The sequence below is a fragment of the Rhizobium sp. M1 genome, from assembly GCF_002531805.1.
Lineage (GTDB): Bacteria > Pseudomonadota > Alphaproteobacteria > Rhizobiales > Rhizobiaceae > Rhizobium > Rhizobium etli_C.
The window spans coordinates 437,232-449,037 of the sequence record NZ_NWSW01000001.1 but is presented as its reverse complement, the minus strand read 5'-3'; the positions used below and the strand labels follow the sequence as shown (position 1 = coordinate 449,037).

At 62.4% G+C, this 11,806-nt stretch carries 11 protein-coding genes and 1 pseudogene; 7 read left to right on the top strand and 5 right to left on the bottom strand.

Annotation, left to right across the window (positions count from 1 at the left end; translation table 11 throughout):
- Positions 1 to 357 precede the first annotated feature (357 nt).
- From CO655_RS02150 to CO655_RS02135, 4 genes and pseudogenes are all read left to right on the top strand, one after another.
- Positions 358 to 615, top strand: a pseudogene (locus tag CO655_RS02150) (ornithine cyclodeaminase family protein); the annotation flags it as partial.
- Entirely contained in the window at positions 612 to 3,077 is a 2,466-nt protein-coding gene (gene hrpB / locus CO655_RS02145) for an ATP-dependent helicase HrpB (protein WP_097663628.1), read from the top strand. The pseudogene CO655_RS02150 and the gene hrpB, both read left to right, overlap by 4 nt.
- 24 nt (positions 3,078 to 3,101) lie before the next feature.
- The gene (locus tag CO655_RS02140) at positions 3,102 to 4,412 is read left to right on the top strand and encodes an ActS/PrrB/RegB family redox-sensitive histidine kinase (RefSeq protein ID WP_097605747.1); all 1,311 of its coding nucleotides are present in this window, start codon (positions 3,102 to 3,104) and stop codon (positions 4,410 to 4,412) included.
- A gap of 70 nt (positions 4,413 to 4,482) precedes the next feature.
- Positions 4,483 to 5,061: an ActR/PrrA/RegA family redox response regulator transcription factor gene (locus CO655_RS02135; RefSeq protein WP_097584093.1), complete on the top strand. Its 579-nt coding sequence runs from the start codon at positions 4,483 to 4,485 to the stop codon at positions 5,059 to 5,061.
- A gap of 40 nt (positions 5,062 to 5,101) precedes the next feature.
- On the opposite strand, the gene CO655_RS02130 is transcribed toward CO655_RS02135, so the two are convergent.
- Genes CO655_RS02130 through CO655_RS02115 form a run of 4 tightly spaced genes read right to left on the bottom strand, consistent with a single transcriptional unit; the run spans position 5,102 to position 7,996 of the window.
- A complete protein-coding gene (locus tag CO655_RS02130; protein WP_097663627.1) occupies positions 5,102 to 5,836 on the bottom strand; it encodes an amino acid ABC transporter ATP-binding protein in 735 nt (244 codons plus the stop codon).
- Positions 5,814 to 6,473, bottom strand: a complete 660-nt coding sequence (locus tag CO655_RS02125; RefSeq protein WP_097605749.1) for an amino acid ABC transporter permease — start codon at positions 6,471 to 6,473, stop codon at positions 5,814 to 5,816. The genes CO655_RS02130 and CO655_RS02125 overlap by 23 nt, the downstream gene beginning before the upstream one ends.
- Positions 6,470 to 7,141 (bottom strand): amino acid ABC transporter permease, encoded by a 672-nt coding sequence (locus CO655_RS02120; protein WP_097605750.1) that lies wholly within the window; start codon positions 7,139 to 7,141, stop codon positions 6,470 to 6,472. Before CO655_RS02120 ends, CO655_RS02125 begins: the two co-directional genes overlap by 4 nt.
- Before the next feature lie 57 nt (positions 7,142 to 7,198).
- A complete protein-coding gene (locus CO655_RS02115) occupies positions 7,199 to 7,996 on the bottom strand; it encodes a transporter substrate-binding domain-containing protein (RefSeq protein ID WP_097663626.1) in 798 nt (265 codons plus the stop codon).
- A gap of 329 nt (positions 7,997 to 8,325) precedes the next feature.
- Here CO655_RS02115 and CO655_RS02110 point away from each other — a divergent pair, with 329 nt between their 5' ends.
- On the top strand, positions 8,326 to 9,198 hold the full coding sequence (locus CO655_RS02110; protein ID WP_176539203.1) for a MurR/RpiR family transcriptional regulator: 873 nt from the start codon (positions 8,326 to 8,328) through the stop codon (positions 9,196 to 9,198).
- A 39-nt stretch (positions 9,199 to 9,237) separates the two neighbouring features.
- A complete protein-coding gene (gene menC / locus CO655_RS02105) occupies positions 9,238 to 10,386 on the top strand; it encodes an o-succinylbenzoate synthase (protein WP_097663624.1) in 1,149 nt (382 codons plus the stop codon).
- 57 nt (positions 10,387 to 10,443) lie between these two features.
- Here menC and CO655_RS02100 read toward each other — a convergent pair whose 3' ends face one another.
- Complete coding sequence (locus CO655_RS02100; protein WP_010029986.1) at positions 10,444 to 10,938, bottom strand: MmcB family DNA repair protein; 495 nt, start codon at positions 10,936 to 10,938, stop codon at positions 10,444 to 10,446.
- Between the two features lie 179 nt (positions 10,939 to 11,117).
- On the opposite strand from CO655_RS02100, the gene CO655_RS02095 reads away from it, so the two are divergent.
- Positions 11,118 to 11,801, top strand: coding sequence for a L,D-transpeptidase (locus CO655_RS02095; protein ID WP_097663623.1), 684 nt, complete (start codon positions 11,118 to 11,120; stop codon positions 11,799 to 11,801).
- Positions 11,802 to 11,806: the final 5 nt, after the last annotated feature.

Sequence of the window (11,806 nt, the reverse complement as noted above, 5' to 3'; positions counted from 1 at the left end):
ACAGCCATACCAAAAGTTTTTTGACATTTTTGTAACAGGTTGAAAATGAAGGGCTTTTATCTCTTGTTTTCGAAAACGAGCAAATCTGCCGCCCGATGGGGCGGTTTTGAGATTCGTTTTTGCCGAATCCTCCGGGAAGGACTTCGGCAAGGGAGATAAGATCCTATATGGGAAGCCTGACGCGAAATTCCAGGGCGCTTGCCTATGGCGCGGCACGCTCGCTAATTTGGCAGCGATGATGATCCAGCGGAGCGGAGAATGCTTGTCCTCGATGAAGAACAGACGCGCGCGGCCTTGCCCTGGCCGGAACTGGCGATCGCCGACATGTTCGGCAGCGACTGCGTCATGCCGGTGCGCCAGGCGATCCGCCGCGCCAGCGTCTATGTCGATACCCGTGCCGGCGCCATCAGTGAGGCGGGCGATATCGTCCAGCCGTTGAAAAGCGGCGTGCTGAGGGAAAGCGACATAAAAGCAGAGCTTGCGGAACTTGTCAGTGGCGCCGATGGCGGGCGAAGCGATGAGACCGAAATCACGCTGTTCAAATCCGTCGGCGCTGCGCTGGAAGATCTCGCCGGCGCGATTCTTGCCTATGAAACGGTGACGGGCCGCAAGTGACGATCAGTCCTTCATTGCCGGAACTTCCGGTTTCACATGTCCTTCCGGCTATCGGTGCGGCGTTGGCCGAGCAGAAGCGCGCGATTCTTTCGGCGCCGCCTGGCGCCGGCAAAACGACCTTGGTGCCGCTTTACCTGCTCGAGCAAGCCTGGCGCGGCGACGGCAGGATCATCCTGCTGGAACCGCGGCGGCTGGCGGCGCGGGCGGCTGCAAGCCGGATGGCGTCGCTGATCGGTCAACAGGTCGGCGGCACGGTTGGCTACCGCATGCGCCTCGACAACAGGATCTCGGCGACGACACGGATCGAGGTGGTGACGGAAGGGGTTTTTGCCCGGATGGTCCTTGATGATCCTGAACTCTCCGGCGTCTCGACCGTGATCTTCGACGAATTCCACGAGCGTTCGCTCGATGCCGATTTCGGGCTGGCGCTGGCGCTCGACGTTCAATCGGCCCTGCGCGAGGATCTGCGCATCCTGGTGATGTCGGCGACGCTCGACATCGAACGTGTGGCCGCCCTGCTGGAAGATCCGCCTGTCATCGAAAGCCTGGGACGCAGCTTTCCCATCGATATCCGTTATCAGGACCGGCCGGGCGGCGAACGCATCGAAGATGCCGTGACGCGGACGATTGTCGACGCGCATGCCAGCGAAACCGGTTCGATCCTTGCTTTCCTGCCCGGCCAGGCGGAAATCACGCGGACCGCAGAGCGGCTGCAGGGACGATTCGGCCCCGAAACGCTGATTGCGCCGCTTTACGGCAATCTCGGCCAGAAGGAGCAGGACGCCGCGATCCGGCCCGCCGCCGCCGGTCAGCGCAAGATCGTGCTTGCGACATCGATTGCCGAAACCTCGATCACCATCGACGGCGTGAGGATCGTCATCGACAGCGGGTTGCAGCGTCTGCCGGTGTTCGAGGCATCGACCGGAATCACCCGTCTCGAGACGGTGCGCGTGTCGCGGGCTTCGGCCGATCAGCGAGCGGGCCGCGCCGGGCGAACGGAACCGGGCATCGCCGTCAGGCTGTGGCACCAGGGACAAACGGCGGCGCTGCCGGCCTTCACGCCGCCGCAGATCCTTTCGAGCGATCTTTCCGGGCTGGTGCTCGATCTCGCGCACTGGGGCGTTCAGGACCCGGCATCGCTCGCCTTTGTCGATCAGCCGCCGGAAACGACGCTGAAGGAAGCACGGACGCTGCTTGGTCAGCTCGGCGCGCTCGACAAGGACGGAATGCTGACCGCGCGCGGCAAGGTCATGCGCGATCTCGCCCTGCCGCCACGCCTTGCCGCGATGGTCGTGTCGGCGGGCGAATCGGGGCATGCCCGGGATGCGGCATTAATCGCCGTGCTGCTGACCGAACAGGGGCTCGGCGGAACGAGCCTCGATATCGAGGAGCGGCTGCGGCGCTTCAAGGCCGAGCGCGGCGAAAGGGCGGAGGCCTCGCGGCGGCTGGCAGGGCGGCTGGCGAACGGGCTCGACAGGGTTGAGGCAGCGGCGCCGGCGCTGGCGGGGCAGCTGCTGCTGCACGCCTTCCCTGACAGAATAGCGCTTCAGCGCGGCGGCCGCGGACGATTCGTGATGGCCAACGGGCGGGGAGCGGAACTGCCGGAAACCGAGAGGCTCGCCGGCAGCCGGATGCTTGTCATCGCCGATCTCACCGGCCGGGCGGCGCAGGCGCGGGTTCTGGCGGCCGCCGAGGTGACGCGCGGCGATATCGATGCCGAGCTGCCCGGCGAGATCAGAACCGACGACCAAATATTCTTCGATCGGCAGAGCCGGCAGATACGGGCGCGGCGCGCCACCCGGCTCGGCGCGATCATCTTCGACGAGACGCCCCTGCCGCGCCCTTCCGGAGCAGCCGTGACCCAGGCGCTGATGGAAGGCGTGCGCGAACTCGGGCTCGACCAGCTTGCCTTCTCGAAGGAAGCCATTCAGCTTCGCGAGCGGATCGGCTTCCTTCACAGGACGATCGGCGATCCCTGGCCGGATGTCGGCGACGCCGCGCTGCTTTCCAGACTGGACGAATGGTTCGCGCCGTTTCAGAGCGACGCCCGCGGCCTCTCGGACATATCGGCGGGCGGGCTATCCAACGGGCTGATGTCGCTGGTTCCGCACGAGTTGCAGCGTGATCTTAGCCGGCTCGCCCCGACGCATTTCGAGGCGCCGACCGGCCAACGACATCCGATTCAATACGAGGGCGAGGAGCCGGTGCTGACGATCCGGGTGCAGGAGCTGTTCGGGCTCAAGCAGCACCCGGCGATTGCCGGAGGCCGACTGCCGCTGCTGCTCGAACTGACGTCGCCGGCGCACCGGCCGATCCAGACGACACGCGACCTGCCGGGCTTCTGGGCCGGCTCATGGAAGGACGTGCGGGCCGAGATGCGCGGGCGCTACCCACGCCATCCCTGGCCGGAGCGGCCGGAAGAGGCATTGCCGACGACACGGGCAAAGCCGCGTGGTACATGAGGGCGACCCAAGGAGCCCCTCGGAATGATCGACAAGGCAGAAAGCCATACGATGGAGGATCGGCACAGCAGCCGCAGGCTGCGCCTGCAGACGCTGGTGCGGCTGCGCTGGCTTGCTGTCGGCGGGCAGGCGCTGACGGTTTTCATCGTCGCCTTCTGGCTGAAATTTCCCTTGCCGCTGATCGCCAGCTCTTCGCTGATTGCCGCTCTTGCCTGGGTGAATTTCTATCTGACGATCCGCTACCCACCGACGCATCGGCTGGAACCGCCGGCCGCCTTTGCGCTGCTCGGCTTCGATCTCTTGCAGCTCTGCGCGCTGCTCTTCATCACCGGCGGTCTTGCCAATCCCTTCGCAGCCCTCGTCTGCGTGCCTGTCATCATCTCCTTTGCCTCGCAGCCGATCCGCTACAGCACCGCGCTGATCGGCATTGCGATGGTCTGCATCACGGTGCTTGCCTTTTCGCCCTTTCCGCTGCCGTGGTTCGACGGGACCGAGATCAACGTGCACAATGTCATGCAGTTCGGCGTCTGGTGCTCGATCGCCTCGACGATGGCGTTTGCCGCTTTCTATGCCTACCGGGTCTCGATGGAAGCGAGCCAGCTTGCCGATGCGCTGGCCGCGACCGAACTCGTACTGCAGCGGGAAAAACACCTTTCGCAGCTCGACGGGCTGGCGGCGGCCGCCGCCCACGAGCTCGGCACGCCGCTTGCGACGATCAGCGTCGTTGCCAAGGAAATGGAGCGGGAACTGAAGGACGACGATCGGTTCCGCGAGGACGTCATGCTGCTGCGCAGCCAGAGCGAACGCTGCCGTGACATTCTGCGGCGGCTGACGACGCTGTCTTCGGAAGACGAGGCGCATATGCGCCGGCTGCCGCTGTCCTCGATGATCGAGGAGATCGTTGCGCCGCACCGGGAATTCGGCATCGCGCTCGAGCTGATCGAAAAAAGCCCGCGCAAGAGCGAGCCGGTCACCGATCGCAATGCCGGGATCATGTACGGGCTCGGCAACCTCATCGAGAATGCCGTCGACTATGCCAGGGAGAAAGTGACGATCACCGTCGAGCACGATCACGACAAGGTGCTGATCGTCATCGAGGACGACGGCAACGGTTATTCACCCGACATCCTGACCCGGATCGGCGAGCCCTATGTGACCAGGCGGCAGAAGGAAGATACGGCCGGGGGCCTCGGGCTCGGACTTTTCATCGCCAAGACGCTGCTGGAGCGCTCCGGCGCATCGCTGATTTTCGAGAACCGCGAGCCGGAGAGAGCCGGCGCGCGCATCCGCATCGAATGGCCGCGAATGCTGCTCGACGCAAATTCGACAAAATGACTTTATCGGCATAAGTAGAATGAAAAACGGTTGACCGAGATCGGGCGTTCAAGCGCCGGGACCTGAGACGATGACAGAACAGAATCATGGAAATTTGGCCGCGTCGGATGAAGACCATATCGGGCCCGACGCCAGCTTGCTGATCGTCGACGACGACGGGCCGTTCCTGCGCCGTCTCGCACGGGCGATGGAGACGCGCGGCTTTCAGGTGGAAACGGCTGAGTCCGTGGCGGAAGGCGTTGCGAAATCGAAAGGCAGGCCGCCGAAATATGCAGTGGTCGACCTCCGGCTCGGCGACGGCAATGGGCTCGACGTCATCGAAGCGATCCGCCAGCGGCGCGACGACACGCGAATCATCGTGCTCACCGGCTACGGCAATATCGCGACGGCGGTGACGGCCGTGAAACTCGGAGCCGTCGACTACCTGGCAAAACCCGCAGATGCCGACGACGTCTTTTCGGCGCTGACGCAGCGGCCGGGCGAAAAGGCCGAACTTCCCGAAAATCCGATGTCGGCCGACCGTGTGCGCTGGGAACACATTCAGCGGGTCTATGAAATGTGCGAGCGCAATGTCTCGGAAACGGCGCGCCGGCTCAACATGCACCGTCGCACGCTGCAGCGTATTCTCGCCAAACGGGCGCCGAAATAGCAAACGGCGCCGCGGCATTCGGCGTCCAGCTCCGATCGTCCTATGCCGAAGCCTTGACACCCAGAAACTGTTGGAGTTCCGGGGTCGCCGGTTCGGAAAAAATCTTCCGGGGCGGCCCTATCTCGTGGACGCGGCCTTGGTGCATGAAGACCACACGATTGCAGACGTCCCGGGCAAAATTCATCTCATGGGTCACCATGATCAGCGTCATGCCATCGGCGGCAAGCGTGCGGACGACGGCAAGCACCTCGGCAACAAGCTCCGGATCGAGCGCCGAGGTTATCTCGTCGCAAAGAAGCGCGATCGGCTGCATGGCGAGCGCCCGCGCGATCGCCACGCGCTGCTGCTGGCCGCCGGAAAGCTCGTCCGGATAGGCATCGAACTTCTCGGCTAGCCCGACCCGGGCAAGCATTTCCCGAGCGATCCGTTCCGCATCGCCTTTCGGCGCCTTCTTCACCACCGTCTGCGCGAGCATGACATTGGCCCCTGCGGTCAGATGCGGGAACAGATTGAACTGCTGGAAGATCATGCCGACCTTCAGCCGAAGCGCCTTCAAATGCAGGTCGTCGGGCAGAAGCTGGGCGCCGTCGACCGAGATCGAGCCCGAATCAATATTTTCCAGCCCGTTTATGCAACGCAGCAGCGTCGATTTGCCGGAACCGCTCTTGCCGATGATCGCGATCACCTCGCCGGGCTCGACGTCGATGTCGATGCCCTTGAGAACTTCGTTGTCGCCGAAACTCTTGCGGACCTCAGTGATTTCGATGAGCGACATTCAGCTTCCTCTCCAGGATCTGGCTGCTTTTCGAGAGCGGCCAGCACAAGACAAAATAGATGAGCGCGACAATGCCGTAGACTTTGAAAGGCTCGAAGGTCGCGTTGGTGACCTCCGTGCCGGCTTTCGACAATTCGATGAAGCCGATGATGGAGGTCACCGCCGTGCCCTTGATGACCTGCACCAGAAACCCGACCGTCGGCGGCACAGCGACCCGAAGCGCCTGCGGCAGGATCACGTGCCGCATCTGCTGGATATAGCCCATGCCGAGGCTGGCCGACGCTTCCCATTGGCCGCGGGCAATGGATTCGACGCAGCCGCGCCATATCTCGACGAGGAAGGCAGCCGACCACAGCATCAGCGCAACCCCGGCGGCCGTCCAGGCCGGCACGTCGATGCCGAACAGTCCGAGGCCGAAGAAGGCGAGAAACAATTGCATCAGCAGCGGCGTGCCTTGGAAAAGCTCCGTGTAGTATTTTACGAAGAGGCCGACAGCCCGGTGCTTGCCGATCCGCATGAAAAGCAGAATTGCCCCGAGCATCCCGCCGCCGATGAACGCCGTCAGGGACAGCAGCACGGTCCAGCGTGTCGCAAGCAGGAGATTTCGGACGATGTCCCAAGTGGTGAATTCACTCACCGCACGGCCCTCCGTGGAAAGATCATTGCTCCGATCCGGGCGAGCATCCAGCGCAGCAGGATCGCAAGAACCAGATAAACGAGGGTGGAAAAGAAATAGGCCTCGAAAGAGCGGAAGGTGCGGGACTGAATGAAATTCGTGGCGAAGCTCAAATCCTGCGCTGCAACCTGCGAGACGACGGCCGAGCCCAGCATGACGATGACCACTTGCGAGGAAAGCGCCGGCCAGATCCGCTGCAGAGCAGGGACGACGACGACATGACGGAAAGTCTGGAAAGGCGTCATGGCCAGGCTCGCGCCAGCTTCGAACTGGCCCCTCGGCGTGGCCTGGATGCCGGCGCGGATGATTTCGCAGCTGTAGGCGCCGAGGTTCACGATCATCGCCAGATTGGCGGCCTCGATCTCACTCAGGCGCAGGCCAAGCTGCGGCAGGCCGAAATAAACGAAGAAGAGCTGGATGAGAAAGGGTGTGTTGCGGATGAGCTCCACATAGGCCGTCACCGGCGGCTTCAGCCAGGCAGGCCCCAGCGCGCGCACCCAAGCACATGAGATGCCGACCGCGATCCCGACGGAGGCCGCGACAGCAATCAGCTCGACGGTGATCGCAATGCCGCTCAGGATCTCCGGATAATAGACTGCCAGCCAGCTGAATTCGAAGGTATAGGTCATCGATGGGCCTCGCCAGGCTCCCGGGCCAATCGCAAGACCGGCCCGGCTGTTTACGGGTCAGAGGCTCTTGTCGAGCGGCTGGTGAAGCCACTTCATCGAGATGCCGTCCAACGTGCCGTCCTTCTTGGACGCGGCGATGATCTCGTTGACCTTGGCCATCAGTTCCGGCTCGTTCTTGTTCATGCCGACATAGCAGGGCGAGTTCTTGATCAGGAACTTCAGTTCGGGTTTGCGGGGCGGATTCTTGTCAAGAATTGCGGCTGCCACGACGTTGCCGGTCACCACTGCCACGACCTGCCCCGACAGGAAGGCCGAGATCGTGCCATTGTTGTCCTCGTAGCGCTTGATGGTCGCATCGGCAGGCGCGACCTTCGTGAGCTCCAGATCCTCGATCGATCCGCGGGTCACGGCAACGACCTTTCCGGACAGATCGTCAAGCGATTTGATCGCCACGTCGTCTGGAGCGAAGACGCCGTTGAAATAGGGCGCGTAGGCATCGGAGAAGTCGATCACCGCGGCGCGTTCCGGGTTCTTGCCGAGGCTCGAGATTACCAGATCGACCTTTTTCGTCTGCAGATATGGTACGCGGTTTGCGGATGTTACCGGCACCATCTCGAGCTTGGCGCCGAGTTTCTCCGCGATGAGCGTCGCCATGTCGATATCATAGCCGCGAGGCTTCATGTCGGTGCCGACAGAACCGAACGGCGGGAAATCCTGCGGGACCGCTATGCGGACCGTCTTGCTGGACGTAATGTCCGAGAGCGTGTCGGCGCGGGCTGCGGAAACGGGGAGGGCCAGGCTGAGGGCGGCGCCTCCCACGGCGGCAAGGATAGCGATGAAGTGCCTCTTATGCATTGTTTGTTCCTTTCCAGTTTGGCGTTTTCGTCTGTGGCAGGCGTGCAAATTCGACGTGCTGGGCATGTCTGCAGTTCGGCAACGAGCGGCCAAGGCAGGCAAGACGAATCTTCCTTCCGCGACTGGACGGTCATGGGCTTATACGAAAGCGGGTCGCACTCACGATGCGACGGCATGTGCAGTGCCGCGGCTCTGCCATTCATCCCAGTTCCCCTTTGGCGCGCCCATATTTTTCGGCGTCGTTCCCTGCTGGCAATTACGATACAAAAATTTCAGATTGTCAACAGATCGATACTAGTGTTTTAATCCGACCACGAAATGAGGCCTTCATGACAGAAGCGACGCGCAAGCCGCGCATGCTCGAAAAACGCATCCAGAGCCAGTACGACGATCTTCCGGGCAGCGAGCGCGCGCTCGCCGATCTGATCCTGGAATTTCCCGGCGACCTCCTGGTTTATTCAGCGACGGAGCTCTCCGAGCGCGGCCGCGTCTCGAAAGCGGCCGTTACCCGTTTCGTCAAACGCCTCGGCTATCAGGATTATCGCGAGATGCAGCGCGAGGTGCGGGAGGCGCAGGAGGCCGGAGAGCCGGTTTATCTCAATACCGGCCTGCTCGGACCCGCGCCCGATCGCACCCGTCTGCAGCAGCATCTCGAGCGCGATATCGCCAATCTGCGCCAGACCTTCGAGGCCGTGAGTCCCGATGATCTCGGCGAGGTCGTTCGCCGTTGCCTCACGGCTCGGCGCGTCTGGGTCCTCGGCTTTCGCAACAGCTACTTCTTCGCCGCCTACATCCGCCGGCAGCTGATCCAGGTCCGCTCCGACGTCACGCTTGTGCCGGCTGCCGGGCAGACGCTGATGGAGGAGCTGGCCGGCGCTACGCCTGACGATCTGATGATTGCGGTCGGGCTGCGACGCCGAACGCCGGCGCTGGGGCGCGCGATGAAGATCGTTCGCGATCTCGGCGTGCCCATCGCCTTTTTCACCGATCGCGTGGCGGTCACCACGCCGAAGTTTGCGACGTGGACCTTTCCCTGCCAGGTGCGGGGCATGTCGCTGTTCGATTCCTATGTCGCGGTGATCAGCCTCGCCAATTACCTCTGCACCGAAGTCGTCGCCGCGGCCGGCGAAGGAGGGCGCGAGAGGCTGAGCCGCATCGAAGATCTCTTCGCGCTGATGGAAGAGATCGACCCCAGCAATTGATGTCGCTCCGGCATCGGTGCCGGAGCAGAAGGAAATGCGATGCTGATTGATGAAATTGAGCTTTTTCACGTTGCAATGCCGCTCAAGGCGCCATGGCGGACGGCCTTTGGCGAGGAGACCGCCATCGACTCGATCCTGGTTCGGTTGAGGGGAGAGGGCGAAGAGGGCTGGGGCGAGACCGCACCTTATCGCCTGCCGCAGTTTTCGCCGGAATGGGCTTCAGGCGCTTTTGCGCTGCTGCGCGACGTCATGGCGCCGGCACTGATCGGCAAGCGCATCGACAGGGCGGAAGTTCTGCAGCGGGAACTGGCGCCGCTGAAGGGCAATCATTTCGCGAAGGCCGGCCTCGATACCGCCTGGTGGGATCTTGCCGCGAAGCTTGCCGGCGAGCCGCTCTGGAAGATGATCGGCGGAAAGGGACCGGACGCGATCGTCGGCGCCGATATAGCGGTGATGGATGATCTCGACGAACTCGTATCGGCGGTCGGCAAGGCGCAGGAGGACGGTTTCCAGAGGACGAAACTGAAATTCCGCCGTGGATGGGGGCTCGAAATGGTCGCCCGCGTGCGCGAAGCCTTCCCCGATGCGGTTCTGCATGTCGATTGCAACAGCGCGTTCACTCTTGATGATATCGCCATGTTTCGCGAACTCGACCGATTCGGCCTCGCGATGATCGAGCAGCCGCTTGCCTATGACGACCTCATAGACCACGCGCGTCTCCAGGCCGAATTGAACACGCCGATCTGCCTGGACGAGAGCATCACATCGGTCGACCGGGCGCGAAAGGCGATCGACATCGGCGCCTGCGGCTGGATCAACATCAAGCCGGGCCGGGTGGGCGGCCTGACCAATGCAATCGCCATTCATGACCTCTGTGCTGCCCGCGACGTTCCGTGCTGGATCGGCGGCATGCTCGAATCCGCTGTCGGGCAAGGACCGGCGCTCGCGCTGTCGACGCTGCCCAACGTCAAATATCCCTGCGACATCTTCCCAAGCGATCGGCTTTATCAGACGGATCTCTCGGAGCCGGAAATCGTCCTTAGCGGACCGGGGCGCATCACGGCATCAGATCAGCCTGGCCATGGGTATTGGCCCAATTCAGAACGCCTGACGCGTGTTACGCGCGCATATGCTGCCGTTTCCAATGAGGCGCGCCGCGATCCTTCCGGTTCGCGCCTTGCGCTTTAGAACTTTATTCTCTCGCATATCGTCGGATCGTTTGCAGGAGGGCGGAATCCTACGCCGTTAGACGTCGTCGACGGTGAAGGGTTTTCCGTTCGCCCATTCGGCCATCATCAGCCTTTGGGCGGCGGCACGCGAGAAATTGAGTGTGACGGATTTGCGGGTGGCGGGCGCCATACGATGTTCCGGCGCCTCGCGAATCATATGGGCGCCATAGCCATCCGAGAGGAAGAGCCCGCATTCCTCGGGAAAGATGTCGAGCGGTACGTCCTGGTGCGTGGCAAAGAACAGGCGGTCGCAATGCAGCCTGTATTCTGGCCATTTGCGATCGACCCGGAAATCTTCGATCGACGTCTTGATCTCGATGATCCAGACCTCGCCCTTTTCCGAAAGCGTGATCAGATCGGCGCGACGCCCGCTCGCCAGCGGCAGTTCGGGCAGCACCGCGTGGCGCATTTCATGCAGCAATATCTGCGTGCCCCTTCGCACCATCATGGCCCTGTCCGATTGCCGGCCATCGATTAACGGATTGTTATTGTAAACGCTCAAAATCGTCATGGATAACCATCGTGGGGCTGGGCAGGTTGTTGCAAAAAAACCATGCGCTTTTAATTTGCGCGGCGGACCATTTCGCCGCGCCGCAGCAGCCTTGCAAAGCGCAAGTTAATCGAAAATAAACCATAATCAACGATGGTCGAAAGACCGTTCTCCCTGCCGCAAAACTTCAAGAGTCATCTATGCGCTTCCGCAATGCATTCCCTGTATTTGGCCTGCTGGCGACGCTCGCTCTGGCCGGTTGCTCCACGACCTCAGACAGCGCCTCCGTCGACGACAAGGGCGCGGGCCCGACAGTCCAGACGGCGCAAATCTTCAATGACGCCTATGGCTTGACGAAGGATGCCGGATACTCGCTGCCGGCGATCCCGATCGACAGGGTCAAGCCGCAGTTCCGCCGCCAGGTCGTCAGCTACCAGACCACCGAGCGTCCGGGCACGATCATCGTCAACACGCGCGAGCGCTTCCTCTATTACATCCTCGCCAATGGCAAGGCGATGCGTTACGGCATCGGCGTCGGCAAGCAGGGCTTTGCATGGGCCGGCACCGCCTACGTCGCCTGGAAGCAGGAATGGCCGACCTGGCACCCGCCGAAGGAAATGGCTGAACGCCGCCCTGATGTCGCCAAATATGTCGAAGACGGCATGGGACCCGGCCTCACCAATCCACTCGGCGCGCGCGCCATGTATCTCTTCAACGAGGACGGCAAGGACACGCTGTTCCGCCTGCACGGCACGCCGGAATGGGCTTCGATCGGCACTGCCGCTTCCTCGGGCTGCATTCGACTGATGAACCAGGACGTCATCGACCTCTACGGCCGCGTTCGTCCCGGCAAGGGCACATCCAAGGTCATCGTCATCCAGTAAGGTAG

Excerpts from the sequence above, each read along its gene's own strand:
- CO655_RS02120 (WP_097605750.1), bottom strand. The coding sequence starts at position 7,141 with ATGACCTATACCTTCGAATTCAGCTGGCTGGCAGTCTATTATCCGGAG.
- CO655_RS02115 (WP_097663626.1), bottom strand. The coding sequence starts at position 7,996 with ATGCATAAGAGGCACTTCATCGCTATCCTTGCCGCCGTGGGAGGCGCC.
- CO655_RS02135 (WP_097584093.1), top strand. The coding sequence starts at position 4,483 with ATGACAGAACAGAATCATGGAAATTTGGCCGCGTCGGATGAAGACCAT.
- CO655_RS02100 (WP_010029986.1), bottom strand. The coding sequence starts at position 10,938 with ATGACGATTTTGAGCGTTTACAATAACAATCCGTTAATCGATGGCCGG.
- CO655_RS02110 (WP_176539203.1), top strand. The coding sequence starts at position 8,326 with ATGACAGAAGCGACGCGCAAGCCGCGCATGCTCGAAAAACGCATCCAG.
- CO655_RS02130 (WP_097663627.1), bottom strand. The coding sequence starts at position 5,836 with ATGTCGCTCATCGAAATCACTGAGGTCCGCAAGAGTTTCGGCGACAAC.
- menC (WP_097663624.1), top strand. The coding sequence starts at position 9,238 with ATGCTGATTGATGAAATTGAGCTTTTTCACGTTGCAATGCCGCTCAAG.
- CO655_RS02140 (WP_097605747.1), top strand. The coding sequence starts at position 3,102 with ATGATCGACAAGGCAGAAAGCCATACGATGGAGGATCGGCACAGCAGC.
- CO655_RS02095 (WP_097663623.1), top strand. The coding sequence starts at position 11,118 with ATGCGCTTCCGCAATGCATTCCCTGTATTTGGCCTGCTGGCGACGCTC.